This window comes from Rhodoferax sediminis, from assembly GCF_006970865.1.
GTDB lineage: Bacteria > Pseudomonadota > Gammaproteobacteria > Burkholderiales > Burkholderiaceae_C > Rhodoferax_A > Rhodoferax_A sediminis.
Genome location: NZ_CP035503.1, coordinates 1,892,726 through 1,917,476, shown reverse-complemented (window position 1 = coordinate 1,917,476; position 24,751 = coordinate 1,892,726). Strand labels below are relative to the sequence as shown.

Below are 24,751 nucleotides of genomic sequence, written 5' to 3'. Positions count from 1 at the left end.
TATCCTCGGCACCTGTCTGGCGGGCCGCAGCCCGCTTTTTTAACGCCCCCCATCCATGAAAATCGCGATCATCGGCGCCGGCATCATCGGCGTCACCACGGCCTATGAGCTGGCCGCCGACGGCCATGAAGTGACCGTCTTCGAGCGGCACGCCGCCGCCGCCGAGGAAGCCAGCTTTGCCACCGCCGGCATGGTCGCTCCCGGCTCCGTGACGCCGTGGGCCGCGCCGGGCATGCCGGCCAAGGTCATGCGCTCCCTGTTGAGCCGCCACGCCGCGGTCCGGATCGGCCGGCCGCTCTCGGCTGGCGACCTGGCCTGGATCTGGAAGTGGCGGCGTGCCTGCAAGCTGGAGACTTACCTGGCGAATCGCGCGCGCCTGCAGCGGCTGGCTTTTTACAGCTCCGAGCGGCTGCGCCAGCTGAGCGCCGACCTGCCCCTGGAATACGAACGCAGCCAGGGCTACCTGATGCTGCTGCGCTCCGGCAAAGACCAGCAGCTGGCGCAACCCGCACTGCAGGTGATCCGCGACGCGGGTGTGGCCTTCAGGGAAGTCGACGCGGCTGAAGCACGCCGGATCGAGCCCGCGCTCAACGCCGACACCGCGCTGGCAGGCGCCATCCACCTGCCGCGTGACGAAGTGGGCAACTGCCGCCAGTTCGCGATGGGGCTCAAGATCGGGGCCCAGTTGCTGGGCGCCAGCTTTCTACCCAATACCACGATCACCCGCATCGGAAGATCCGTACCCGCTACGCTTTATGTAGCGGGCGAGGCCAAGCGCAGGCGCTTTGATACGCTCGTGCTGTGCGCCGGCGTGGCCTCGGCGTCGTTGCTCAAGCCGCTGGGCCTGTCGGTCCCCATCGCGCCGGTGTATGGCTATTCGATCAGCGCGCACATCCGCGAGCCGCTCAATGCACCGCTCAGCGCCGTCATGGACGAGCGCTACCAGGTTGCCATCACGCGTCTGGGCCAGCGCGTGCGCGTGGCCGGCGGCGCCGAGATCGGCGGCGCGCCCGGCCACAAGCGCGCCGCCTCGCTGCAGACGCTGTACAAGGTGCTGCACGACTGGTTTCCCGGCGCGGCCCAGTTGTCCGGCGGCGTGCAGGAATGGAAGGGCGCCCGCCCCATGCTGCCCGACGGACCGCCGGTGCTCGGCGCCAGCGGCGTGCCGGGCCTGTGGCTGAACATCGGCCACGGCGCCAGCGGCTGGGCGCTGAGTTGCGGCAGTGCACGCGTCGTGGCCGATCTGATCGCCGGCCGCGCGCCTGCAATCGATCTCGAAGGGCTGGACATCGAGCGCCTGTTGCGCTAACGCGCCGGCCGGTGCACGCACGGCCTGAACTTGCTTGGGGCGGCGCTTCGCAGCCTTGGGCACAATCGGTCCATGCTCCGCATCACCCCCGACCACCCGCACCCGCTGTTCGACATCGCCGCGACCCGTCGCCTCGAACAGGCGGCCACGGCTGCGTTGCCGCCGCACACGCTGATGCAGCGCGCCGGGCTCGCCACGGCCCGGCTGGCGCTGGCGCTGGCGCCGCATGCGCGCACCGTCTGGATCGCCTGCGGGCCGGGCAACAACGGCGGCGACGGGCTGGAGGCTGCCGCGCACCTGCAGCGCTGGGGCAAGCAGCCCGTCGTAACCTGGCTGGGCGATGAGGCCAAGGCCCCGGCGGACAGCCTGGCCGCGCTGGCGCGGGCGCGGCAGGCGGGTGTGGTGCTGGCCGCCGCGCCGCCCACCGCCCTCACGCGCCAGGACCTGTGCATCGACGCCTTGCTCGGCATCGGCAGCGCCCGGGCACCCGAGGGCCGCATGGCCGAGTGGATCGCCCGGTTCAGCCGCGGCGTCGCGCCCGTGCTGGCCGTCGACTTGCCGTCCGGGATGAATGCCGACACGGGCACGTTTGCTACAAACCCAATAGCTGAGTCTGCAATCTCCATAAGGGCTGCAGGTGGTTTTCATGCTCAATATACGCTGAGTCTGCTGACATTGAAACCGGGCCTGTTCACCGCCCACGGGCGCGACGCCGCAGGCCAGGTCTGGTTTCACGACTTGGGCGTGGACAGCGCCGCCCAGACCCCCGCCGCCATATTGCAGGGGCCGCCTCTGGACGGCCCGCGCGCACACGCCACGCACAAGGGCAGCTACGGCGACGTGGCCGTCATCGGCGGCGCGCCCGGCATGGCGGGCGCGGCGCTGCTGGCGGCCTGCGCCGCCTTGCACGGCGGCGCGGGCCGCGTCTTCGTCGCGCTGCTGGACCCGCAAGCCATGCCGGTCGATACGAGTCAGCCGGAACTCATGCTGCGCTGCGCCTCGTCGCTCGACCTGGCACCCATGACGGCGGTCTGCGGCTGTGGTGGCGGAGACGCAGTGCGCCACCTTCTTCCCAAGGTATTCTCGACCGCAGCCCATGCCGTGATTGATGCAGACGCTCTCAATTCAATAGCAACCGACACGCAGCTGCAAACGCTGTTGCGCGCGCGGACCGGGCGTGATGGCAGCGCCCGCGCGACGGTGCTGACGCCGCACCCGCTGGAGGCCGCGCGGCTGCTGGGCGCCAGCGCGGTCCAGATTCAGGCCGACCGGCTGGGCGCCGCGCAGCAATTGGTGGAACGCTTCGGCTGCGTGGTTGTGCTCAAGGGCTCGGGCACCGTGATCGCGGCGCCGGGACAGGTTGCAGCCATCAACCCCACCGGCAACGCGCGGCTGGCCACCGCCGGCACCGGCGATGTGCTGGCCGGCATGATCGGCGCGCGACTGGCGGCCGGCCGGCCGGCGTTCCAGGCCGCGTGCGAAGCCGTGTACCAGCATGGGCTGGCCGCCGACCGCTGGCCCGAGGACCGCGCTCTGACGGCCGGGGAACTCGCCGCGGCCAACCGTTAACTTGTCTGCCGCGCCCGGGGAACGGCGATCAGCCGCGCCCGGCAAACGGCATCTTGGTCGCCATGACGGTGTGGAACATCACGTTCGCGGTCAAAGGCAGGCTGGCCATGTAGACCACCGACTGCCCCACGATGCCCACGTCCATCAGCGGCTCGACGGCGATCTCGCCATTGGCCTGCAAAATACCGGTCGCCATGCGCTCGGCCATCTCGGTGGCGGCGTTGCCGATGTCGATCTGGCCCACCGCGATATCGTACTTGCGCCCGTCCAGCGACGCGGTCTTGGTCAGGCCCGACACGCCATGCTTGGTGGCCGTATAGGCAATCGAATTCGGACGCGGCGTGGTGGCCGAAATCGAGCCGTTGTTGATGATGCGCCCGCCCCGGGGCAACTGCGCCTTCATGGTCCGAAAAGCCGCCTGGATGCACAGGAACATGCCCGTGAGATTGATGTCCACCACGTTTTGCCACTGCGCCAGCGTCAGGTCTTCGAGTGGCACGGGTGGCGCGCCCACGCCGGCATTGTTGAACAGCACATCGACCCGGCCAAAGGCTTTCACGGTCGCATCAAACAGCGCCTGCACCGAGGCGGGGTTCGTCACGTCGGTGGAAACCGCGATGGCCTGGCCGGGCGCGCCGGACTCGGCAATCACCTGCTCCAGCGGCGCCATGCGGCGCCCCGCCAGCGCGACGCGGTAACCGTCCCCCAGCAGCGCCAACGCGGCGGCCTTGCCGATGCCGGTGCCGGCGCCGGTGACGATCGCGACTTTATTGTGAGTGGTCATTTTCAACGTTCTCCTGCCTGTCGAGTGGAGTGATGTGGCGCCGGCCGGCTAGCGCCTGGGCTTGCGCCGATTGGCCTCGGCCTTCTTGGCCACGGGTTGGGGTATTTTGGGGGAGCGTTTGCCCGACGGCGGGCCGGCTCGCTCCAGCGCTGCCACCTGGCTTGCACCCTCGCGCGCCACACCCTTGTCTTTCATGGCGCGCGGCAGCAGCTCTTCGTTTTCCTGCACCAGCCGGAAGTCGATCCGCCGGCCATCGAGGTCCACGCGGCTGACCTGCACCCGCACGCGTGTACCGATGGCATAGCGGGTGCCAGTGCGCTCGCCGCGCAGTTCCTGCCTGGCCTCGTCGAAGCGGAAGTATTCGCCGCCGAGCTCGGTAATGTGCACCAGGCCTTCGACATACATGGCATCCAGCGTGACGAAGATACCAAAGCTCGTGGCCGCGGTGACCACGCCTCCATACTCCTCGCCAAGGTGCTCGCGCATGTACTTGCACTTGAGCCAGGCCTCCACATCGCGGCTGGCCTCGTCGGCGCGCCGCTCGTTGGCGCTGCAGTGCAGGCCCGCCGCCTCCCAGGCCAGCATCTCGAGGCTGAGTTTTTCCGGCTTGTGATCGGGCTCGCCGGCATGCTTGGGCAGGCGCGAAGCCTGCCCCTTTTGCAGGCGCTTGGCCAGCTTGGCATGCGCTTCACCGGGTGTCGGCAGCACGGGCAACTGGTACTTGGTCTGGCCCAGAATCGCCTTGATGACCCGGTGCACCAGCAGATCGGGGTAGCGGCGGATCGGGCTGGTGAAGTGGGTATAGGCATCGTAGGCGAGCCCGAAGTGGCCGCTGTTGACGGGCGTGTAGATGGCCTGCTGCATCGAGCGCAGCAGCATCGAATGGATTTGCTGCGCGTCGGGGCGGTCCTTCGTGGCGCTTGCGATGGCCTGGAAATCGCCGGGCTTGGGGTTGTCGCCGATGTTCATCCCGATGCCGAGGGCCTTGAGGTAATTGCGCAGAATCTCCTGCTTCTCGGGCGTCGGGCCTTCGTGCACGCGGAACAGGCCCGGGTGCTTGCTTTGCATGATGTAGTCGGCACTGCACACATTGGCCGCCAGCATCGCTTCTTCGATCAGGCGGTGCGCGTCGTTGCGGGTGCGCGGCACGATTTTTTCAATGCGGCCGTTGTCGTCGCAGATGATCTGCGTCTCGGTGGTCTCGAAGTCCACCGCACCGCGCACATTGCGCGCGGCCAGCAGGGCGCGGTACACATCGTGCAGGTTCAGCAGGTCGGCCACGCGCTCCTTGCGGCGCAGCGCCTCCGGGCCGCGCGTGTTGCCCAGAATGGCCGCCACCTCGGTGTAGGTAAAGCGCGCGTGGCTGAACATCACGGCCGGGTAGAACTGGTACGCATGCACGTCGCCCTTGGCCGTCACCAGCATGTCGCAGACCATGCACAGCCGCTCGACGTCGGGATTCAGCGAGCACAGCCCGTTGGACAGTTTCTCGGGCAGCATCGGAATCACGCGACGCGGAAAGTACACGCTGGTGGCACGGTCATAGGCGTCGATGTCGATGGCGCTGCCGGTCTGGACATAGTGGCTCACATCGGCAATTGCCACCAGCAGACGCCAGCCCTTGCCACGGCCGACCCTGGCAGGCTCGCAGTACACGGCATCGTCAAAATCGCGTGCGTCTTCACCGTCGATCGTCACCAGCGGCACATCCGTCAAATCAACCCGGTGCAGTTTGTCCTGAGGACGAACCTTGTCGGGCAACGCGCGTGCCTGTGCGATACAGGCTTCGGAAAACTCATGCGGGACGCTGTATTTGCGCACGGCAATTTCAATTTCCATGCCGGGATCATCGACCTCGCCCAGCACCTCGCACACGCGACCCACCGGCTGGCCGAACAGGGCCGGCGGCTCGGTCAATTCCACCACCACCACCTGGCCGGGCTTGGCGGTGCCGGTCGCTCCTTTGGGAATCAGAACATCCTGCCCGTAGCGTTTGTCTTCGGGCGCGACCAGCCAGACACCACTTTCTTGTAGCAGCCGGCCAATGATGGGCTGTTTGGGCCGCTCGACAATTTCAACCACCCGGCCTTCGGGCCGGCCTTTGCGGTCGCTGCGCACGACGCGCGCCTTGACGCGGTCCTTGTGCAGCACCGCGCGCATTTCGTTTGGGGGCAGGTAGATGTCGGCTTCACCGTCATCGCGGATCACAAACCCGTGGCCATCGCGATGGCCCTGGATGGTTCCTTCAACTTCGTCCAGCAGGCCGCTGGTTTGGCTAATATTTTTGATACAATCTCTCTCTTTCCTGAGATGCCCAGGTGGCGGAATTGGTAGACGCACTAGTTTCAGGTACTAGCGAGTAACTTCGTGGGGGTTCGAGTCCCTTCCTGGGCACCAATATAAATTAATTTTTATGCATGCAAGCCACTGAGTATTCAGTGGCTTTTTTGTTGTCTGGACGCTGCTCAAAAAGGCACGGCAACGAGGTCATGCCCTTGTGTTCCAACAATCCGCGCTTTGGTGAATTCCCCGACCTTCAACGTCTTGCTGATCTTCTCGGGTGGCAGCAGCTTCACCGTGCCATCGATCTCGGGCGCGTCGGCGTAGGTTCGACCGATACCGCCCTTTTTCCCCATGCCCGGCGCTGAATCGACGAGCACCTGCATCGTGGCGCCCACGCGCCTTTGCAGTTTGGCCGCCGACACGGCCTCGGCCACCGCCATGAAGCGCGCGCGCCGTTCCTCGCGCAGCGCCAGAGGCAGCATGCCGGGAATGTCGTTGGCCGCCGCGCCATCCACCGGGCTATAGGCAAAGCAGCCCGCGCGGTCAATCTGCGCCTCGCGCATGAAGTCCAGCAGGTGCGTAAACTCCTCCTCGGTCTCGCCCGGAAACCCGGCGATGAAGGTGCTGCGCACCACGATCTCGGGACACATCTCGCGCCAGCGCGCGAGCCGCTCCAGATTTTTTTCACCGCTGGCTGGACGCTTCATGCGCCTGAGCACATCGGGGTGGCTGTGCTGGAACGGCACGTCCAGATAGGGCAACACGCTGCCGGTGGCCATCAGCGAGATCACCTCATCCACGCTCGGGTACGGATACACATAGTGCAGCCGGACCCAGGCGCCGTAGGGCTCCGCAATCTCGCCCAGCGCCTGGACCAGCTCCAGCATGCGGGTCTTGACCGGCTTGCCATCCCAGAACCCGGTGCGGTACTTCACGTCGACGCCATAGGCCGAGGTGTCCTGGCTGATCACCAGCAGTTCCTTCACGCCGCCCGCGAACAGGGCACGCGCCTCGCCCAACACATCCCCGATGGGGCGCGAGACCAGATCGCCGCGCATCGACGGAATGATGCAAAACGTGCAGCGGTGGTTGCAGCCTTCGCTGATCTTCAGGTACGCGTAGTGCCGCGGCGTGAGCTTGATGCCCGCAATGCCGAACGAGTTGGGTACCAGGTCCAGAAAGGGATCATGCGGCTTGGGCAGGTTCAAATGCACCGCATCCATCACTTCCTGCGTGGCGTGCGGACCCGTCACAGCCAGCACGCTGGGGTGCATCTTTCGCACCAGGTTCACATCGCCCTCGCCCGCGGCGCCCGACACCTTTTTGGCGCCGAGGCAGCCCGTCACGATGACCCGGCCGTTCTCGGCCAGCGCTTCGCCAATGGTGTCCAGGCTTTCCTTGACGGCGTCGTCAATGAAGCCGCAGGTATTCACGATCACCAGATCGGCGCCTTCGAAGGTCTTGGAGGTCTGGTAGCCCTCGGCACTGAGCTGGGTGAGGATCAATTCGGAATCGGTCAGTGCCTTGGGACAGCCCAGGCTGACAAAGCCCACTTTGGGAATGGCCGACGATTTGCGCACAGGAGATATAGCTTCACTCATCCCGCTATTGTCCCAGTTCTTGTGCCGCTCGGACTGCCTCGAGTCGCAGAACCGGAATCAACGCTTCAATCCGAAAGCCCCGAGCATCTGCTCCGTCTGTTCGCGCATTTGCTCCTGCATTTGCACAAACATGCTTTTGGACTGCTCAACATAGCTGCCCATCAAGCCCTGCATCATCGGCGACTGCATGTTCATGAGTTGCGCCAGCATTTCAGGCGTCAAGCCCTTGGCCTGCTCGCTCATCTTGGCTTGCAGGTCCATGAAGGCCTGCACGTTTTTCTCAAGGTAAGTGCCCATGAAGCCCTGCATCGCATTGCCGTAGAAGCGGATGATGTTGGCCAGCACCGCTTCGGTGAACATCGGCGCGCCGCCGGCCTCCGCTTCCAGGATGATTTGCAGCAGGATGCTGCGCGTCAGGTCCTCGTTGGTCTTGGCGTCGCGCACCACGAAGGGCTCGGAATCCATCACCAGGTGCCTGACTTCGGCCAATGTGATGTAGGTGGAGGTGTCGGTGTCGTAGAGCCGCCGGTTGGGGTATTTCTTGATGATGCGGGGTACCGGTGTGCCTTGCCTGGCACCGCTGGGCTTCTTGTTTTGCACTGCGTGAATTCCTCCGTTTTGGCTCGCCGTGCAAGGTGTATTGCACCGCAACACATTTTAGGGAGCCGCTCCAGCCATAACCCCAAGGTTTACCCTGAGGATGGCTTGTGAAGCAGAGGAAAATTGGTAGGCGCGATTGGACTCGAACCAACGACCCCCACCATGTCAAGGTGGTGCTCTAACCAGCTGAGCTACGCGCCTAAGGGTGTTCGAGAGGGCTGATTGTAGCAGCAAGAATGGCTGTTTTCGGCGCCAGTGCCGCAACGCACCCGATTTTCAGCGCCGCCGGGCTGACCTGACGCCGGCCACCTCGGCCACCACGCCCAGCACCTTGTTCAAGCGGCCCGAGTCGGATGTCTCCACCGTGAACGTCATCCAGGCGGTGCCCTTGACCGACTGCGTCTGCACGCCAATGACGTTCATTTTTTCCTTCGCAAATACTTCCGAGATGTCACGCAGCAGGCCCTGCCGGTCGGCCGCCTCGACGGCCACGTCCACGGGGTAAACCGCAGCGTCGACCGACTTCGGCAAGCCCCACTCGACCTCGATGACGCGCTCCCCATTGCGCGCCGCCATCTCGCGGAAATTGCTGCAATCGGCGCGGTGCACACTGACGCCCTTGCCGCGTGTCACAAAGCCGCGGATGTCGTCGGGCGGCGCCGGCTTGCAGCACTTGGCCAGCTGCGTCATGAGCGACTCAACGCCCACCACCAGCACCCCGCCCTTGGGGGTCTTCTCAGTGTTGCGCGCCTTTTTCAGCAGCAGAAAATCGTCCGGCTGCATGGGCGGCTCGGTCGGACGCAGCAGGGTTTCGATGTTGCGCAGCGAAAACTCGTCCTTGCCCACCACCTCGAACAGATCATCGGCGCTCTTGAAGCCCAGCTGGGACGCCAGATCGTCCAGCTTGATGGCCGTCCTGCCTTCGCGCTGCAGCAGCTTTTCCACGGCCTCGCGGCCGCGCGCCACCGTCTCGTGCGTGGCCATGGCGTTGAACCAGGCGCGCGCCTTGGCCCGGGCACGCGGGCTCACGAGGTAGCCCAGTTCGGCGTTGAGCCAGTCGCGTGACGGGCCGCCCTCCTTGGCCACGGTGACCTCGACCGTCTGGCCGTTTTGCAGCGGCGTGTTCAGCGGCACCATCACGCCGTCGACCCGTGCGCCGCGGCAGCGGTGGCCCAGGCTGGTGTGCACGCTATAGGCGAAATCGACCGGCGTGGCACCCTGCGGCAGCTCCACCACCGCGGCCTCCGGCGTCAGCACGTAAATGCGGTCCTCGAACAGCCCCTGGTGCTGTGCGGTGCCCGAGAGTTCGCGCTCCCAGGCCAGCAACTGGCGCAGCACGGCGATCTTGGCGTCGTACTCGCCCGCGGCGGACACGCCGGCATAACCCTTGGCGCCCGCCTCCTTGTAGGCCCAATGCGCGGCCACGCCGTGCTCGGCGTGGTTGTGCATGGCCTCGGTACGGATCTGGATTTCGATCGGCAGGCCCGCGGCGTCGGTCACGACGGTGTGCAGCGACTGGTAGCCATTGGGCTTGGGTTTGGCGATGTAGTCGTCGAACTCGTCCGTCATGGGGGTGAACCGGGAGTGCACCCAGCTCAGCGCCGCGTAGCAGTCGCGCACCTGCGGCACCACGACGCGCAGCGCGCGAATGTCGAACACCTGGTCGAAATCCAGCGACTTGCCACGCATCTTCTTGACGATGCTGTAGATGTGCTTGGGCCGCCCCTGCACCGTGGCACGAATGCCCTGCGACTTGAGTTCGGCTTCGAGTTGCGTGCGCAATTGCTGCACATAGCTTTCGCGCTCGGCCCGCTTTTGATCCAGCAGCAGCGCCACCTCCCGGTATGTCTCGGGCTCCAGAAAACGGAACGACAGGTCTTCCATTTCCCACTTGATTTGCCAGATGCCCAGGCGATTGGCCAAGGGCGCAAACACCTGGAGCGACTCGCGCGCCAGGCTCGGCGACACCGGCTTTTTGCTGGCCGCGTAGTAGCGCAGTGTTTGCAGGCGCGACGCCAGCCGCAGCATCACCACGCGCAGGTCGCGCGAGAAAGCCAGCAGCATCTTGCGCACGTTCTCGGTCTGCACCGCGGGGTCGACCACCAACTGCGCCGACGCATCCGCCCCGCGCGAGCGCTTTTGCACGTGCATCAGTTTGGTGGTCTCGACCGCCAGCGCGGCGAAGCTGTCGCCAAAGGCCTTGGCAATGACCTCCTGCGGCCTGTTCAGGTGGTCGCAGGCATGCACCAGATAACTGGCGGCCTGCATGGCTTGCGAGCCACCGATGGCGCTGAGGATCGCCGCCACCGCGTCGGCATGCGCCAGGGTGTTTTCGCCCGTATCCAGCGTTTCACCGGCAATCAAAGGCTCCGCAAAAGCCCGGGCACGCGCTAGTGCATCAGCGTGGCCGGGCAGGCTCTTGCCGGTGACCGCAATCAACTCGGGGATCGGCTCGGCGCTTTTGGACGCGCCGGAGGGCGGAGCCTTGACACTTTTCATGGCGTGCCTTGCAAGTTTCCTCTCACCCTAACAGGAAAGAAGCCACCGCCTCGACCTGATCCGCCGCGACCAGAGTCGGCGCGTGCCCCACCCCTGCGAACTCCACCAGCCGTGCCTTCGGACCACGCTGCGTCATGGCCAGCGCCGTCTCGCGAGTCAGCAGGTCCGACTGCGCGCCGCGCAGCAGCAGCGTATCGGCCGTGATGCCGTCATACAGCTGCCACATCGCGGCCTCGCCCTGCGTGGCGGCCTCTTGCGTCAAACTGCGAAACGGCACCGCGATGGCCGGGTCGTAATGCAGGGTCAGGGCGCCCCGCACATCGTCGCCTACGGGCTTGACCATGTGCGTCGACAGCGCCAGCCACTGTGCCGGCGTATGCGGCCCAAAACTGCTGGAGACGGCCCACATGGCGTCCGCCGCCTGCTGCAGCGACTCGAAACGGCCGGTGTTGCCCAGATACTGGCCAATGCGCTCCAGCGCCGGCCACTGGATGGCAGGGCCGACATCGTTGAGCACCAGCCGGCGCACCGGCGCGGGCAATGGCAGATCGGGTTGCCCGGCCAGCACCATGCCGATCAGCCCGCCCATGCTGGTGCCCACCCAGTCGAGCGTGGCGGGCTTGAGCTGCGCCAGCAGGGCCAGCATGTCGGCGGCGTAGGCCGGTATCTGGTAGCCCGTCGGATCCTTCAGCCAGTCGCTCTGGCCGCGGCCGGCCACATCGGGACACACCACACGCACCCTGGCACATAAGGCGCCGGCCAGCACGTCGAAGTCCCGGCCCTGGCGCGACAGGCCATGGCCACACACCACCACATGCGGGTTGGCGCGGTCACCCCACTCCCAATAGGCCATGCGATGGCCACCGTTGGCATCCGGACAGGCGACGTAGTTCAGCGTGGGTTCACTCATGGCATCGATGATCGCGGTTTGAGGCTGGATAATGGGGTCAATGCATCGTAATTCATCTGGAGAAAGAACATGCCGCCCCCAGGCAAAATAGCCCTCCCCAACTTTCCGGACGAGGCCCACAGCGCAGCCCGGCTGCCATCTCGCGCCCTCGCCTGATGAGCACGGTTGAGGCGCTAGTGCCAACCCATTCCATGCCCCTGTCGGCGTCCAGGGCGGGGCGGCAGCTCTTTCTGTTCGGACTGGCCTATCTTGTCTTGTGGACCCTCTGTGCGGCGCTGATCCCGCGCGCCATGCACATCGACAGCATCGAGCAGGTCGTGTGGTCGCAAAGCTGGCAGTGGGGCTACTACAAGCACCCGCCCCTGCCAAGCGCCCTCATGCGTGGCGTGAACCTGGTGTTCGGCGGACCATCGCAGGCGCTGACGGCTTTTGCCGCGCAAGGCTGCAGCGTAGCGGCCATGGTCTACGTGTGGCTGCTGGCGCGCCAGATGGTGCAGCCCCGGGTCGCCATCGTGGCGGTCGTGCTGACCTCGCTGCTCTCGTACCACACCATCAACGCGTTGACACTGAATCACAACACGGTCTCGCTGCCGTTCACGGCGGCAGCGCTCTACCATTTTTACCGCGGCGTGGTCAGCGGCAAACGCACGCACTGGCTGGCGCTCGGCCTGGCCGCCGGCCTGGCCATGCTGACCAAGTACAGTGCCGCGCTGGCGCTGTCCGCCCTTTTCGTCTTTGTCATCACACAGCGGCTGTGGGCCGACGCGCGCGTGCTGCGCGGCATCGCGCTCAGCCTGGCGGTCTTCGCGGTCGTCCTGTCGCCGCATGTGCACTGGCTGGTGGTCAACAATTTCCCACCAATCCATTACGCCGAGCACCAACTGGAGTCGTCAACCAACCGCTTTGTGGTGCTGCTGGGCTTTCTGATCAACCAGGCCAGCCGTGTCAGCGTGATGGCGCTGGTGGCCTGGCTGCTGTTGCGCCTGGGTCCGGCGCACAACGCCAGCGGCGGCTCGAAGGGTATGGCCACGGATCGCGAACGCTTCGACCGGCACTACCTGCTGGTCACGCTGTGCACACCCCTGGCTCTGGCAATCGCGCCGGCATTGCTAAGGGGCGATGCGCTCGACAGCAACTGGGTCAGTGCGTATTTCCTGCCGGCAGGCATTTTGCTGGCGCACCGTTTTTTTCGCGGCAACCGGGACCCCCTGCTGCTGAACCGGACCTGGAAGCTGGCCGCGCTCGCGCATATCGGGATTCTGATGGTCTTTTTCGCGGGGGCCGCCGTCGTTCCGGAAATCGTGGGGCGCAATGCACGCTTCAACTTTCCCAGCCAGCTCTTGGCCGACCAGGCGGCGGCCGTCTGGCGCGTGCACGAAAGCGCTCCGATGCGCCTGGTCGTCTCCGATACCTGGACCGGTGGCAACCTGGCGCTGCACCTGCGCCCCGAACCCCTGGTGTTCATGGACCATGACACGGGCAAGTCACGCTGGCTCGACGAGAGCGACCTGAGCCAGTGCGGCGCCCTTGTCATCACTGCCGTCGCAAACCGTGCGGCACCCGCGTATGCGCCCCTGTTCAGCCAGGCCAGCGCCAGCGGAGAATTTTCGCTGGACTGGGGTTTTGGGAAGCGCGGTGTGGTGATGCACTACGCATGGGCCACCTTGAGCCCGGTTCAGGACGGCCAGCTGTGCCGATTCAAGCCGGGATAACGCGTCATTTCAATTGCACGGTCCCCGACACCGTCACCAGCACCGTGCTCTTGCCCGCCTCCACCGGCACCGGGGCCTCCGCCATCGCGGCTTTGGCTTCCATGGCCATCATGCGCGGGCGCGGCACCACGCCCTGATCGTTGGCATTGACCGACACTTCGCGCAGCGAGTAGCCGGCAAAGCCGAAGCCTTTGGCAATGTCCGACGCGCGCGCCTTGAAGCGGTCGATCGCCATCGTCTGGGCTTCGCCCTCCACCTGGGCGCGCTGCTCGCGGCTCAGGCCGAACGTCACGTTGCCCATGGTCAGGGTCTGGATCTTTCCGGCCGCCGTGCTGATACGGGCAAAGTCCCTGCCCTCCAGTACCAGCTCCGCAGAGCCCTGCCAGCCGCTGATCTTGCCGTCGCGGCCATAGCGCGGGGACAGGCTGAAGTTGCCGGTGCGCACCTCCATCTGGCCCGGCTGGGCGGCCCGTTTGGCCTCGGCCAGTGCCACATCCAGCGCCGCCTTGAGCTGGTTCTGCACCGTGCCCGCGTCCGGCCCCTCCCGGGTCGTGTTCATCGTAATCGAGAGTAAATCCTGCTGGACTTCAACCGACCCCTGGGCCGCCAGATGCACCACGTTTTGCGGCGGCGCATACGGCATATTTTGGGAAAAACTGCTGCCAGCCCACACGGCCACTACACAAGTCACTATTATTTTTGTAGCTGTCTTCAATGTTGACCTTCGGCTTTTCAAAAAATTACACACTCGAGCCTTGAGGCGCATGCGCCTCAAGGCTTGCCGGTATTGTGCGGGCGTCCCTGGTACTGCTGGCGCACCTGCTCACGCAGCTCGGCGCGCTCTTCGGGCGACAACCGACGCTCGGTGGCGGGTTGCTCCAGCGCATTCTGCTGGGATTGCAGGATGGCACGCAACTCAATGCGGCGCTGCGCCGGCGAATCCTGTATCGGCAGCACGCCGCCCTGCTGCGCTGCGGATCCCGCGGGGCCTCTCTCCACTGGGGGATGGGCAACGCCCGCGGGAACACGCGGCGGCTGTGCAAAGGCGCCCGCCAGACAGAGGATTTGTGCCCACAGGAAAACAATTTTCTTCATGATCGATCCGTAACGCGAAGGTGTGCGCGCATGTTCACATCAGTTGCACGAAGGCCATGCAGAGTCGGGCAACAAATGTAACCGTGTGTCAAACTGTGGCAAAAACCCCAGTTTCGGCGTGCCATGTGGCTCAGAATCGGCTCTGTTACAAATTCAACCGCAATCAACCATGACCTCAACGACAACAAGCCGAGTCGACAAAATCGTGGTCGTCGATGACGACGCGCGCATCCGCGACCTGCTGCGCCGCTACCTCACGCAGGAAGGGTTCGAAGTCATCGTCGCCGAAGACGGCAAGGCGCTGAACCGCATTTTGCTGCGCGACACCGTCGACCTGATCGTGCTCGACCTGATGATGCCCGGCGAGGACGGCCTGTCGATCTGCCGCCGGCTGCGCGCGGCGAACGACCGCACGCCCATCATCATGCTCACCGCCAAGGGCGAGGACGTGGACCGCATCGTCGGCCTGGAGGTGGGCGCCGACGACTACCTGGGCAAGCCCTTCAACCCGCGCGAACTGCTGGCGCGCATCTCGGCGGTGTTGCGCCGGCGCCCGCCCATCGAGGCCCCCGGTGCGCCGTCGACCGAGAACGAAACGGTGGTGTTCGGCCCGTTCACGTTCGACCTGGGCGCGCGCACGCTGCGCCGCAACGACGAGGACCTGCCGCTGACCACCGGAGAGTTCGCCATGCTCAAGGCGCTGGTGCGGCATCCGCGCCAGCCGCTGTCGCGCGAGAAGCTGGCGCAGCTGGCGCGCGGGCGCGAGTTCGAACCGTTCGACCGCAGCCTGGACGTGCAGGTATCGCGCCTGCGCAAGCTGGTCGAGCTCGACGCCTCCGCACCGCGCTACATCCAGACGGTATGGGGGGTGGGCTACGTGTTCGTTCCGGACGGCGCGGGTTAAGCGCCAGCCGAGCACCAGCCTCCGACCCGGCCGCCTCGCATGTCCGACGTCCCGAGCGACTTCAGCCGCCCCACGCAGCTGGATACCGTGCCCGCGCCGCTGAGTTCGGCCGAGCGCAAGCACGGCCTGAGCCTGTTCTGGCGCACCTTCTTCCTGCTGGCGCTGCTGCTGATCGGCAGCACCGTGGCCTGGTTTCAGACCTTCCGCTCGCTCGAATACGAGCCGCGCGCGGTCCAGACGGCACAGCAGATTGCCTCGCTGGTCAACCTGAGCCGGGCCGCGCTGGTGTATTCGGACTCGATCACCCGCGTGTCCCTGATCAAGACGATGGCCGAACAGGAAGGCGTGCGCATCCTGCCGCGCGAACCCAAAGACCGGTTCGAGCTGTTCGCCAGGAGCGCGCTGGATGAGCGCATCACCGAGGAGCTGGCCCAGCGCCTGGGCCCGACCACCATGGTGGCGAGCAGCGTGAACGGCCAAAAGGGCCTGTGGGTGGGTTTTTCGATCGATGGCGACGCCTACTGGCTGCTGATGGACCGCTCGCGCGTCACCCCCGTGGACAGCAAGACCTGGCTGATCTGGCTGTTTACCGCGGGAGTGCTGTCGCTGGCCGGGGCCGCGGTGATTGCCCGCCTCATCAACCACCCACTCAAGCAGCTGTCGTTTGCGGCGGGGCGCGTTCGCGACGGCGACTTCGACGCCGGCAAGCTCGACGAGCGGGTCGCGACCAGCGAAATCCGCGAGGTCAACATCGGCTTCAACCGCATGGCCGAGCAACTGGCCAAGATCGAGCAGGACCGCGCCGTCATGCTGGCCGGCATCTCGCACGACCTGCGCACGCCGCTGGCGCGGCTGCGGCTGGAGACCGAGCTCAGCGTGGCCGACGCGGACGCGCGCGACCACATGGCGGCCGACATCAGCCAGCTCGACGCCATCATCGACAAGTTTCTCGACTACGCGCGCCCCGACCACGTCGACCTCAAACCGGTGCGGCTGATGGACGTGGTGGAGGCCTGCACCTATCCCGTGGAGGGCCAGGACGACATGCGCATCACGGTGGACGTGGCGCCCGAGCTGCGCGTGATGGCCGACGAGGTGGAACTCACGCGGGTCCTGTCGAACCTGCTGGAGAATGCGCGCCGCTACGGCAAGTCGGCCGAGACAGGCGTCGCCGTGATCGACATCGCGGCCAGGGTGCGCGATCCGTGGCTGATGATCAAGGTGCGCGACCATGGCCCGGGCGTCCCCCCGGATGTGCTGCCCAGCCTGACCAAGCCCTTCTTCCGGGGAGACACCGCGCGCACCGCAGCGACCGGCGCCGGGCTGGGCCTGTCCATTGTGGACAAAACCATCCAGCGCATGGGCGGTACATTCACGCTCTCCAACACCAGCACCGGCGGCCTGGCCGCCCACATCAGGCTGCACAACGCCCCCGCCAACCAGGTTTCAAGCACAAAGCAAGCGGAGCCCTTGCTGGATATACGCGTATAGCTATCAAAGCAGTAGCACGATCGCCCGGGCCTCGATGCTCAATCCCTGCCCGACCGGGCCCATTTTTTCCGCCGTCTTGGCCTTGACGTTGACCTGACCCAGTGCCAACCCGAGCGCTGCCGCAATGCGCTCGCGCATCGCCGCAATATGGGGCATGAGCCGCGGCGCCTGCGCGATGACGGTGCTGTCGACGTTGCCGATCTGCCAGCCCTGGTCGCGCACGCGGCGTGCCGCCTCGGCCAGCAGCGCGATCGAGTCCGCGCCCTTGAAGCGCTCGTCGGTGTCCGGAAAATGCGTGCCAATGTCGCCCAGCGCGGCAGCACCCAGCAGCGCATCGGTGATGGCGTGCAGCAGCACGTCGGCGTCCGAGTGCCCGAGCAGGCCCATGGGATGCGCAATTTCCACACCGCCGATGATGAGCTTGCGTCCCGCCGCCAGCGCGTGCGTGTCCCAGCCTTCGCCAATGCGAAATGTCATGTTCGGCTCCTCAATATGATTTCTGCCAGGGCAAAGTCTTGCGGATACGTGACCTTGAAGTTCTGCGCATCGCCGGGCACCAGTTTGGGCCGGTGGCCCATGGCCTCCATCGCGCCGGCCTCGTCCGTGACCTGGTCGCCGGCCTGCTGGAGCGCCTCGATCAGCGCGCCGATGCGAAACATCTGCGGCGTCTGGGCCAGCCATTTGTCACTGCGGTCCAGCGTGGCGGCCACCCGCCCGTCCGACTCGCATTTGAGCGTGTCCGCCAGCTTGAGCGCCAGCAGGCCACCGACCTCATCGTGCTCGCAGGCGTCGATCAGGGCATTGATCTGCGCGGGCGTGACCAGGCAGCGCGCGGCGTCGTGCACGAGTACCCAATCGGCGGGGGTGGCGCCTTGCTCAAACAACTCAAGGAGACCATTAAAAACGCTTGCAGCCCTTGTGGAGCCTCCACAGTTCGCTATTAAACATGGAGCGCTCTGCTGTTCAAAAAAATGGTCTTCGGGCGCCACCACCACCACCAGGTCGGCAATGCGCGGCACCGCGGCGAACGCCGCCAGGGTGTGCAGCACCATCGGAAAACCGGCGACGGGCTGGTATTGCTTGGGCACCGCCGTGTTCGCGCGCGATCCCGTGCCGGCGCACGGGATCAAGGCAAAAAAACGGGGATTTTGGGCGGGATCGGTCATAACGGTGTCCCGCATTCTAAAATCCAATCCATCGCACCCCCCGCCTATCGTGGCGGGGGGTGCTTCGTATTGGCGCTATTCATGGATTTACCCAAACTCAACCCCGGCAAGCGGCACGCCCTGCCCCGCCCTGTCGGTTCGGCCGATGCCCTGCTACTGGCCCGGTTGGCACAGCGCGACAAAACCGGCAACAGGCTCACGGCCATTGTGACCGCCGACGCGAACGACGCGCAGCGGCTGATGGAGGAGATCGCCTTCTTCGCGCCCGATCTGCGCTGCGCCCTGTTTCCCGACTGGGAAACGCTGCCCTACGACACGTTCTCGCCGCACCAGGACCTGATCAGCGAGCGGCTGGCCACCCTGTGGCGCATCAGCCAGCGCGACCACGACACCGGGGCCGATGTCGTCATCATCCCCGCCACCACGGCGCTGTACCGGCTGGCGCCGCCCGCGTTCCTCGCGGGCTACACCTTTCACTTCAAGGTCAAGCAGAAACTCAACGAGGCCAGGCTCCGCGCCCAGCTCCTGCTTGCCGGCTACAGCCACGTCACGCAGGTCGTCAGTCCGGGCGAATACGCGGTGCGCGGCGGCCTGATCGACCTCTTTCCCATGGGCTCGCCGGTCCCCTACCGCGTGGATCTGTTCGACGACGAGATCGACTCGATCCGCACCTTCGACCCCGACAGCCAGCGCAGCCTGTACCCCGTGCCCGAAGTGCGGCTGCTGCCCGGGCGCGAGTTCCCGATGGACGAGGACGCCCGTGCCAAATTCCGCAGCCGCTGGCGCGAGCTGCTGGAGGGCGACCCGACCAAGAGCCGCATCTACAAGGACATCGGCAACGGCGTGGCCACGGCAGGCATCGAGTACTACCTGCCGCTGTTTTTCGACGAGACCGCCACCGTGTTCGACTACCTCGGCGCGGACGCCACCGTGGTGCTGCACGGCGACCTGGAACCCGCCTTTGCGCGCTTCTGGCAGGACACGAAGGACCGCTACCGGCTGGTGCAGGGCGACCCGGAGCACCCTGCGCTGGCGCCGCAGGCGCTGTTCCTCGGCACCGAGCAGTTTTATGCGCGCGTCAACGAACACCCGCAGCTGGCGATCCGCCCCGCCATTGAAGATGTGGCAGACAGCGCCCTGTTTCAAAAACTGGGCGAGCTGTCCGTGGTGCGCGGCGCCGAAGATCCGCTGGCCCGGCTCAAGGCTCACCTGCGCCACACCACTCAGCGCGTGCTGCTGCTGGCCGAGAGCGATGGCCGGCGCGAGAGCCTGCTCGATTTCCTGCGCGCCAGCCAGGTCAACCCGCCGGTGTTCGACTCGCTGCAGGAATTCCAAAGCAGCACCGAGCCGCTCGGTATTGCCACGGGCGCCCTCGCCACGGGCTTCAGCTGGCTCGAACAAGGCCTGGACTTCGTCACCGAGACCGAGCTGTTCGCGGCCGGCCCGACCACGCGCCGGCGCAAAAAGCAGGAGCAGGTCAGCGACGTCGAAGCGCTCATCAAGGATCTGAGCGAGCTCAACGTCGGCGACCCGGTGGTGCACAGCGCGCACGGCATTGGCCGCTACCGGGGTCTGATCAATCTCGATCTGGGGCAGCTGCAACCCGACGGCACGCACGCCGTGCAGGAGTTTTTGCACCTCGAGTACGCCGACAAGGCGGTGCTGTACGTGCCCGTCAGCCAGTTGCACCAGATCAGCCGCTACACCGGCGTGAGTGCCGACGAGGCGCCGCTGCACAAGCTCGGCTCCGGCCAGTGGGAAAAAGCCAGGCGCCGCGCCGCCGAGCAGGTGCGCGACTCGGCCGCCGAGCTGCTCAACATCTATGCGCGCCGCGCGGCGCGCGAAGGCCACGCGTTTAGATACAGCGCGCAGGATTACGAAACGTTTGCCAACGACTTCGGCTTCGAGGAAACCGCCGACCAGAGCGCCGCCATCCACGCCGTGATCCAGGACATGATCAGTCCACGCCCGATGGACCGCCTGGTCTGCGGTGATGTCGGCTTCGGCAAGACCGAGGTGGCCTTGCGCGCCGCGTTCATTGCCATCACCGGCGGCAAGCAGGTGGCGTTCCTGGCCCCCACCACGCTGCTGGCCGAGCAGCACTACCAGACGCTGGTGGACCGTTTCGCCAAATGGCCAGTGAAGGTGGCGCAAATCTCGCGCTTTCGCTCCGGCAAGGAAGTCACGGCGTCGACCAAAGGCATCGCCGACGGCACGATCGACATCGTGGTCGGCACCCACAAGCTGCTCAGCGAATCGACGAAATTCAAGAATCTCGGCCTGCTGATCATCGACGAGGAGCACCGCTTCGGCGTGCGCCACAAGGAGGCCATGAAGGCGCTGCGCGCCGAGGTCGACGTGCTCACGCTGACCGCCACGCCGATCCCGCGCACGCTGGGCATGGCGCTGGAAGGCCTGCGCGACCTCTCGGTGATCGCCACTGCGCCGCAGCGTCGCCTGGCGATCAAGACTTTTGTGCGCACGGAAGGCAACGGCGTGATCCGCGAGGCCGTGCTGCGCGAACTCAAGCGCGGCGGGCAGGTGTACTTCCTGCACAACGAGGTGGAAACCATCGAGAACCGCCGGCAAAAGCTGGAGGAATTGCTGCCCGAGGCGCGCATTGCGGTGGCGCACGGCCAGATGCCCGAGCGCGAGCTGGAGCGCGTGATGCGCGACTTCGTGGCGCAGCGCTACAACCTGCTGCTGTGCTCGACCATTATCGAGACCGGCATCGACGTGCCTACCGCCAACACCATCGTGATGAGCCGTGCCGACAAGTTCGGCCTGGCGCAACTGCACCAGTTGCGCGGCCGGGTCGGACGCTCGCACCACCAGGCCTACGCCTACCTGATGGTGCCCGACCTGGAGGGCCTGACCAAGCATGCGTCGCAGCGGTTGGAGGCCATCCAGCAGATGGAAGAACTGGGCAGCGGCTTTTACCTCGCGATGCACGACCTGGAGATCCGCGGCGCCGGCGAGGTGCTGGGCGAAAACCAGAGCGGCAACATGATGGAGATCGGCTTCCAGCTCTACAACGAGATGCTGGGCGAGGCCGTGCGCTGCCTCAAGGCCGGCATCGAACCCGATCTGCTGGCGCCGCTCAACGCGACCACCGAGATCAACCTGCACGCGCCGGCGCTCTTGCCCGACGACTACTGCGGCGACGTGCACCTGCGCCTGAGTTTCTACAAGAAGCTGGCTACCGCCAAAAACACCGACCAGATCGACGCCCTGCTGGAAGAAATTGTGGATCGCTTTGGCAAGCTCCCCACGCAGGCGCAAACCCTCATCGACGTGCACCGCCTGCGCGTGATCGCCAGGCCCTACGGCGTGGTGAAAGTCGACGCGGCGCCGGGGGTGATCCACATCACCTTCAAGAAGGACCCGCCGATCGACTCGATGCGCATCATCGAGCTGATCCAGAAGAACCGCCACATCAAACTCGCCAGCAACGAAAAGCTGCGCATCGAGCGCGACCTGCCCGATCCCAAGGCCCGCGCCCAGATGGTGCGCGATGTGCTGCGCTCGCTGGGCCAACCCACTACCGAAACTGTGACCGCATGACCGCACAAGAAATCTCCCCCGGCCTCGTGATCCGGGGCATCACCCCGCCCTTGAACCTGCATGACTTCAGGCTCATCACCTTCGACATGGACTCGACGCTCATCAATATCGAGTGCGTCGACGAGATTGCCGACGCTGCCGGGCGCAAGGCCGAGGTCGCCGCCATCACCGAGGCCGCCATGCGCGGCGAGATTGCCGACTACAAGGAAAGCCTGCGCCAGCGCGTGGCCCTGCTCCGGGGCGTGAGCGTGGCGAGCATGGAAGCGGTGTACGCGACGCGCCTGCAGCTCAACCCCGGCGCCGCCGAATTGGTGGCCGCCTGCAAGCAGGCTGGCCTGAAGGTGCTGCTGGTCAGCGGCGGCTTCACCTTTTTCACCGACCGCATCCGCGACCGGCTGGGCATCGACTTCACGCGCTCGAACATGCTGGAAGTGCAGGACGGCCTGCTGACCGGAAGAATGGTGGACCAGCCCTGGGGCGATATCTGCGACGGCGACGAAAAACGCAAGATGCTGCTGGAGACCTGCGCGAAGCTGGGCATCCAGCCTAGGCAGGCGATTGCCGTGGGCGACGGCGCCAACGACTTGCCGATGATGGGCAGCGCCGGCCTGTCGGTGGCCTACCACGCCAAGCCCACCGTGCGCGAGCAGGCCATGGTGGCGATCAACAGCGGCGGGCTGGACCGCCTGCTCGAACTGATGGACAAAATGTCGACGCGCGCGGTACCATAAATCATGGCTCTGCCCCACGCTCAACCACTGGATGTCATTGACGTGCGCCCGCTCGGTGCCGCCCTGCGCATGGCCAAAACCCACAGCCTGATCAAGACCGAAAAGCTCCAGTTGATGCAGGTGGTGTTGGCGGCCGGCCAGGGTTTGCCGGAGCACCGCGCGCCGGGCGAGGTTAGCGTGCAGTGCCTGGAAGGCGAGGTCGAGTTGAGCACATCCACCCGCCCGTGTCGCTTGCAGGCAGGCGAGGTCGTTGTCCTGCCGGCAGCCGAGCCGCACGCCGTTCTGGCGATCTGCGACGCGACGCTGCTGGTGACCGTGTTGCTGAGCCCCTGACCCGGCTCGACCCATTGGCACGGCGGCCGCCGAAGCGCGTTCAGTCCGTTTCCACCACGGGGCGGCCGGCGTGCACCGCAAAAGTTGCGAGCGTCGCTATCGCCGTGTCCCGGCGCGTCACGTCGTCCACCACACGCAAGGTGGTGGTCAACTGTCTGGGCGTGAACTCCGCCACACCGTAGCCCCGGCGCTGGGCATCGGCAAACACGAAGTGCGGGTTCTCGGCGAGCCGCCCGGCTGTCCTGGCGTTGCCGTCCGAGCGCGAGGTGATGCTGGTGCCGCAAAATTCCACACCCACGGCGGGACTGGCCGCGTCCGCGTAATCGGCCTTGACATGGCCGACCCAGTTTTCGTGCACATCGCCGCCAAGCAGCACGGCGTTGGCCACCGCGTGCCGGCGCAGCGAATCGGTCAGCCGCATGCGCGCGGCCGGATAGCCGTCCCAGCCGTCGTTCCACAGGGTCTGGCCCGGGCCAGGTCGGAAGTCGCGCTGGCCGAACAGGGTCTGCTGGCCCAGCACATTCCAGGCCCGGCCCGCCCGGGCAAACTCCTGATCCAGCCAGCGCTCCTGTGCCATCCCGAGCAAGCTGCGCGGATCGTTCCAGGAGGGGCAACTGGCCGGATCCACCATGCTCGACCCGAGCAGGCCATCGCGCGTGCAGGCTTGCGGGTCTTTGTACTGCCGCGCATCGAGCAGATACAGCGAGGCCAGCCGGCCGTATTGCACCCGGTTGTAGATGCGCATCTCGGCGCCTGGCGCCCGGTGCAGCAGGCCGGCCATGCCGCGGGTCAGCACGGAGGCGCGCATCGGCATGTGTTCGTAATATGCTTGGTAAGCCGCCGCGCGCCGCGCCGCAAAGTGGTCAGCTGTCGACGGATCGCGCCGACTGCTGTAGCCGGCCTGCTCGCCCGCGTAGTCGTTCTGCACCTCGTGATCGTCCCAGGTCACCAGCCAGGGGCAGGCGGCGTGCATGGCCTGCAAATCAGCCTCGCCCTTGTACAGGGCATAGCGCCGGCGGTAGTCGTCCAGCGTCAGCAACCAGCCGCCCGGTGGCACCCGCACAGCATGGGCGGCGCCCGGGTATTCGTAGATGTAGTCGCCCACGAACAGCACCGCGTCCAGATTCTCCTCGCGCATGTGGCGATAGGCGCTGAAATAGCCGTGCTCCCAGCGCTGGCAGGAGGCGTAGGCCAGTCGCAGCCGCGCCACGATGGCGTCGGGCGCCGGGAACGTTCGCGTGCGCCCCGCCGGGCTGCAGGCGTCGCCCAGCATGAAACGGTAGAAGTACCAGCGGTCCGGTGCCAGTCCCGCCACCTCCACGTGCACCGAATGCGCCAGTTCGGCCAGCGCCTGGGCCTGTCCGCTTTGCACGAGGCGGGTAAAACCCTCGTCGTGCGCCACTTCCCAGTGCACGGTCACGGCGCCATGCCCCACACTCGCGTCCCCTGGGCCGGCCGGTGCCAGCCGGGTCCACAGCACCACCGAGTCGTGTGTGGGCGAACCGCTGGCCACCCCGAGCGTGAACGGATCGCCACTGAGCCTGGGCTGGCTCCAGGCGCTGCGCGGCAACCACAGGGTCGTGGCAGCGGCGCCAGCCAGTTGCAGCAGACGGCGACGGTCGTTGGCCGCAGGCATTTTTCTATGAAGATCAGGAATCAAAAAGCCCCGGCGCACCGAACGCCGCGCCTTCGATCAGCAGCATGCGCAGCTTGGTCGTGACGCCGCCGCGGGCCGAGAAGCCACCTGCCCCGCTGCCAGCCGCCAACACCCGGTGGCACGGCACGACGGGCGCGAACGGGTTGTGTCCCAGCGCCTGCCCGACCGCACGCGCCGCGCCGGGCTCTCCGATACGCGCGGCGACTTCGCCGTAGGTCAGCGTCGCGCCGGGCGCAATCGCGCGCGTGACCTCGTAGACACGGCGGTTGAAGGGCGGCACGCCTTGCATGTCGAGCGGCGCGGCGCGAAGCACGTCAGGCTCGCAACGCTCGCCGCGCAGCAAGGCCACTACGGCGTCGATGGCGCGCTGCACCTCGGGCGGCGGCAGCGCTTCCTGCGCGCCCGCAGGCCGGCGCAGGCGCAGGCGCGTCGCGTGATCATTCGCCTCGGGCAACTGCACGCCGTAGATGCCGTGTTCACCCCATGCGATACCGCAGCGGCCGATGGCCGTATCGAACAATGAAAAACCGGATGCCGTCATGG

At 66.1% G+C, this 24,751-nt stretch carries 20 protein-coding genes and 2 tRNA genes; 9 read left to right on the top strand and 13 right to left on the bottom strand.

The features are described from left to right. Positions 1 to 55: 55 nt before the first annotated feature. Together EUB48_RS09240 and EUB48_RS09235 are read left to right on the top strand one after the other, a co-directional pair. Positions 56 to 1,309 carry a D-amino acid dehydrogenase gene (locus tag EUB48_RS09240; RefSeq protein ID WP_142818602.1) on the top strand — a complete coding sequence of 418 codons (1,254 nt, stop codon included), beginning with the start codon at positions 56 to 58 and terminating at the stop codon, positions 1,307 to 1,309. Positions 1,310 to 1,381: 72 nt separating this feature from the next. Further along, positions 1,382 to 2,878: an NAD(P)H-hydrate dehydratase gene (locus EUB48_RS09235; protein ID WP_142818601.1), complete on the top strand. Its 1,497-nt coding sequence runs from the start codon at positions 1,382 to 1,384 to the stop codon at positions 2,876 to 2,878. Positions 2,879 to 2,906: 28 nt separating this feature from the next. Here EUB48_RS09235 and EUB48_RS09230 read toward each other — a convergent pair whose 3' ends face one another. Together EUB48_RS09230 and rnr are read right to left on the bottom strand one after the other, a co-directional pair. Next, positions 2,907 to 3,662 carry an SDR family oxidoreductase gene (locus EUB48_RS09230; protein ID WP_142818600.1) on the bottom strand — a complete coding sequence of 252 codons (756 nt, stop codon included), beginning with the start codon at positions 3,660 to 3,662 and terminating at the stop codon, positions 2,907 to 2,909. A 48-nt stretch (positions 3,663 to 3,710) separates the two neighbouring features. Then, a complete protein-coding gene (rnr, locus tag EUB48_RS09225) occupies positions 3,711 to 5,924 on the bottom strand; it encodes a ribonuclease R (protein WP_142821177.1) in 2,214 nt (737 codons plus the stop codon). A gap of 50 nt (positions 5,925 to 5,974) precedes the next feature. Between rnr and EUB48_RS09220 the strand changes: the two genes are divergently transcribed. Beyond that, positions 5,975 to 6,059 (top strand) — tRNA-Leu (locus tag EUB48_RS09220). A gap of 68 nt (positions 6,060 to 6,127) precedes the next feature. On the opposite strand, the gene rimO is transcribed toward EUB48_RS09220, so the two are convergent. The 5 genes from rimO to EUB48_RS09195 form a co-directional block, all read right to left on the bottom strand. Next, complete coding sequence (gene rimO, locus EUB48_RS09215) at positions 6,128 to 7,546, bottom strand: 30S ribosomal protein S12 methylthiotransferase RimO (protein ID WP_142818599.1); 1,419 nt, start codon at positions 7,544 to 7,546, stop codon at positions 6,128 to 6,130. A gap of 57 nt (positions 7,547 to 7,603) precedes the next feature. Beyond that, a complete protein-coding gene (gene phaR / locus EUB48_RS09210) occupies positions 7,604 to 8,146 on the bottom strand; it encodes a polyhydroxyalkanoate synthesis repressor PhaR (protein WP_142818598.1) in 543 nt (180 codons plus the stop codon). 124 nt (positions 8,147 to 8,270) lie between these two features. Continuing rightward, positions 8,271 to 8,347: transfer RNA gene (locus EUB48_RS09205), tRNA-Val, on the bottom strand. Between the two features lie 75 nt (positions 8,348 to 8,422). Beyond that, the gene (locus tag EUB48_RS09200; protein ID WP_142818597.1) at positions 8,423 to 10,645 is read right to left on the bottom strand and encodes a RelA/SpoT family protein; all 2,223 of its coding nucleotides are present in this window, start codon (positions 10,643 to 10,645) and stop codon (positions 8,423 to 8,425) included. Positions 10,646 to 10,667: 22 nt separating this feature from the next. Further along, positions 10,668 to 11,555, bottom strand: coding sequence for an alpha/beta fold hydrolase (locus EUB48_RS09195; RefSeq protein WP_142818596.1), 888 nt, complete (start codon positions 11,553 to 11,555; stop codon positions 10,668 to 10,670). A 155-nt stretch (positions 11,556 to 11,710) separates the two neighbouring features. Here EUB48_RS09195 and EUB48_RS09190 point away from each other — a divergent pair, with 155 nt between their 5' ends. Further along, the gene (locus EUB48_RS09190; protein WP_142818595.1) at positions 11,711 to 13,267 is read left to right on the top strand and encodes a glycosyltransferase family 39 protein; all 1,557 of its coding nucleotides are present in this window, start codon (positions 11,711 to 11,713) and stop codon (positions 13,265 to 13,267) included. Between the two features lie 4 nt (positions 13,268 to 13,271). Here EUB48_RS09190 and EUB48_RS09185 read toward each other — a convergent pair whose 3' ends face one another. Continuing rightward, the gene (locus EUB48_RS09185) at positions 13,272 to 13,910 is read right to left on the bottom strand and encodes an SIMPL domain-containing protein (protein ID WP_142818594.1); all 639 of its coding nucleotides are present in this window, start codon (positions 13,908 to 13,910) and stop codon (positions 13,272 to 13,274) included. Between the two features lie 128 nt (positions 13,911 to 14,038). Further along, entirely contained in the window at positions 14,039 to 14,362 is a 324-nt protein-coding gene (locus EUB48_RS09180) for a hypothetical protein (protein WP_142818593.1), read from the bottom strand. Between the two features lie 169 nt (positions 14,363 to 14,531). On the opposite strand from EUB48_RS09180, the gene ompR reads away from it, so the two are divergent. Together ompR and EUB48_RS09170 are read left to right on the top strand one after the other, a co-directional pair. Continuing rightward, entirely contained in the window at positions 14,532 to 15,266 is a 735-nt protein-coding gene (gene ompR, locus EUB48_RS09175) for an osmolarity response regulator transcription factor OmpR (protein ID WP_077562894.1), read from the top strand. 39 nt (positions 15,267 to 15,305) lie between these two features. Beyond that, positions 15,306 to 16,757 carry an ATP-binding protein gene (locus tag EUB48_RS09170; protein WP_142818592.1) on the top strand — a complete coding sequence of 484 codons (1,452 nt, stop codon included), beginning with the start codon at positions 15,306 to 15,308 and terminating at the stop codon, positions 16,755 to 16,757. Between the two features lie 3 nt (positions 16,758 to 16,760). Here EUB48_RS09170 and ispF read toward each other — a convergent pair whose 3' ends face one another. Both ispF and ispD read right to left on the bottom strand, forming a co-directional pair. After that, positions 16,761 to 17,234, bottom strand: coding sequence for a 2-C-methyl-D-erythritol 2,4-cyclodiphosphate synthase (gene ispF / locus EUB48_RS09165; protein WP_142818591.1), 474 nt, complete (start codon positions 17,232 to 17,234; stop codon positions 16,761 to 16,763). After that, a complete protein-coding gene (gene ispD / locus EUB48_RS09160; RefSeq protein WP_142818590.1) occupies positions 17,231 to 17,923 on the bottom strand; it encodes a 2-C-methyl-D-erythritol 4-phosphate cytidylyltransferase in 693 nt (230 codons plus the stop codon). Before ispD ends, ispF begins: the two co-directional genes overlap by 4 nt. Before the next feature lie 81 nt (positions 17,924 to 18,004). On the opposite strand from ispD, the gene mfd reads away from it, so the two are divergent. The 3 genes from mfd to EUB48_RS09145 are packed head-to-tail and all read left to right on the top strand — an operon-like array spanning position 18,005 to position 22,551. Next, entirely contained in the window at positions 18,005 to 21,487 is a 3,483-nt protein-coding gene (gene mfd, locus EUB48_RS09155) for a transcription-repair coupling factor (protein WP_142818589.1), read from the top strand. Beyond that, a complete protein-coding gene (gene serB, locus EUB48_RS09150; RefSeq protein WP_142818588.1) occupies positions 21,484 to 22,218 on the top strand; it encodes a phosphoserine phosphatase SerB in 735 nt (244 codons plus the stop codon). The genes mfd and serB overlap by 4 nt, the downstream gene beginning before the upstream one ends. Positions 22,219 to 22,221: 3 nt before the next feature. After that, positions 22,222 to 22,551 carry a cupin domain-containing protein gene (locus tag EUB48_RS09145; protein ID WP_142818587.1) on the top strand — a complete coding sequence of 110 codons (330 nt, stop codon included), beginning with the start codon at positions 22,222 to 22,224 and terminating at the stop codon, positions 22,549 to 22,551. 40 nt (positions 22,552 to 22,591) lie between these two features. Here the strand turns inward: EUB48_RS09145 and EUB48_RS09140 are convergent, their stop codons facing one another. Together EUB48_RS09140 and EUB48_RS09135 are read right to left on the bottom strand one after the other, a co-directional pair. Next, positions 22,592 to 24,187 (bottom strand): alkaline phosphatase D family protein, encoded by a 1,596-nt coding sequence (locus tag EUB48_RS09140; protein ID WP_142818586.1) that lies wholly within the window; start codon positions 24,185 to 24,187, stop codon positions 22,592 to 22,594. A 13-nt stretch (positions 24,188 to 24,200) separates the two neighbouring features. Further along, on the bottom strand, positions 24,201 to 24,749 hold the full coding sequence (locus tag EUB48_RS09135) for a methylated-DNA--[protein]-cysteine S-methyltransferase (RefSeq protein WP_142818585.1): 549 nt from the start codon (positions 24,747 to 24,749) through the stop codon (positions 24,201 to 24,203). Positions 24,750 to 24,751: the final 2 nt, after the last annotated feature.

Excerpts from the sequence above, each read along its gene's own strand:
- EUB48_RS09240 (WP_142818602.1), top strand. The coding sequence starts at position 56 with ATGAAAATCGCGATCATCGGCGCCGGCATCATCGGCGTCACCACGGCC.
- EUB48_RS09235 (WP_142818601.1), top strand. The coding sequence starts at position 1,382 with ATGCTCCGCATCACCCCCGACCACCCGCACCCGCTGTTCGACATCGCC.
- EUB48_RS09230 (WP_142818600.1), bottom strand. The coding sequence starts at position 3,662 with ATGACCACTCACAATAAAGTCGCGATCGTCACCGGCGCCGGCACCGGC.
- rimO (WP_142818599.1), bottom strand. The coding sequence starts at position 7,546 with ATGAGTGAAGCTATATCTCCTGTGCGCAAATCGTCGGCCATTCCCAAA.
- EUB48_RS09200 (WP_142818597.1), bottom strand. The coding sequence starts at position 10,645 with ATGAAAAGTGTCAAGGCTCCGCCCTCCGGCGCGTCCAAAAGCGCCGAG.
- EUB48_RS09195 (WP_142818596.1), bottom strand. The coding sequence starts at position 11,555 with ATGAGTGAACCCACGCTGAACTACGTCGCCTGTCCGGATGCCAACGGT.
- EUB48_RS09190 (WP_142818595.1), top strand. The coding sequence starts at position 11,711 with ATGAGCACGGTTGAGGCGCTAGTGCCAACCCATTCCATGCCCCTGTCG.
- EUB48_RS09185 (WP_142818594.1), bottom strand. The coding sequence starts at position 13,910 with ATGCCGTATGCGCCGCCGCAAAACGTGGTGCATCTGGCGGCCCAGGGG.
- EUB48_RS09180 (WP_142818593.1), bottom strand. The coding sequence starts at position 14,362 with ATGAAGAAAATTGTTTTCCTGTGGGCACAAATCCTCTGTCTGGCGGGC.
- ompR (WP_077562894.1), top strand. The coding sequence starts at position 14,532 with ATGACCTCAACGACAACAAGCCGAGTCGACAAAATCGTGGTCGTCGAT.
- EUB48_RS09170 (WP_142818592.1), top strand. The coding sequence starts at position 15,306 with ATGTCCGACGTCCCGAGCGACTTCAGCCGCCCCACGCAGCTGGATACC.
- ispF (WP_142818591.1), bottom strand. The coding sequence starts at position 17,234 with ATGACATTTCGCATTGGCGAAGGCTGGGACACGCACGCGCTGGCGGCG.
- ispD (WP_142818590.1), bottom strand. The coding sequence starts at position 17,923 with ATGACCGATCCCGCCCAAAATCCCCGTTTTTTTGCCTTGATCCCGTGC.
- mfd (WP_142818589.1), top strand. The coding sequence starts at position 18,005 with ATGGATTTACCCAAACTCAACCCCGGCAAGCGGCACGCCCTGCCCCGC.
- serB (WP_142818588.1), top strand. The coding sequence starts at position 21,484 with ATGACCGCACAAGAAATCTCCCCCGGCCTCGTGATCCGGGGCATCACC.
- EUB48_RS09145 (WP_142818587.1), top strand. The coding sequence starts at position 22,222 with ATGGCTCTGCCCCACGCTCAACCACTGGATGTCATTGACGTGCGCCCG.
- EUB48_RS09140 (WP_142818586.1), bottom strand. The coding sequence starts at position 24,187 with ATGCCTGCGGCCAACGACCGTCGCCGTCTGCTGCAACTGGCTGGCGCC.
- EUB48_RS09135 (WP_142818585.1), bottom strand. The coding sequence starts at position 24,749 with ATGACGGCATCCGGTTTTTCATTGTTCGATACGGCCATCGGCCGCTGC.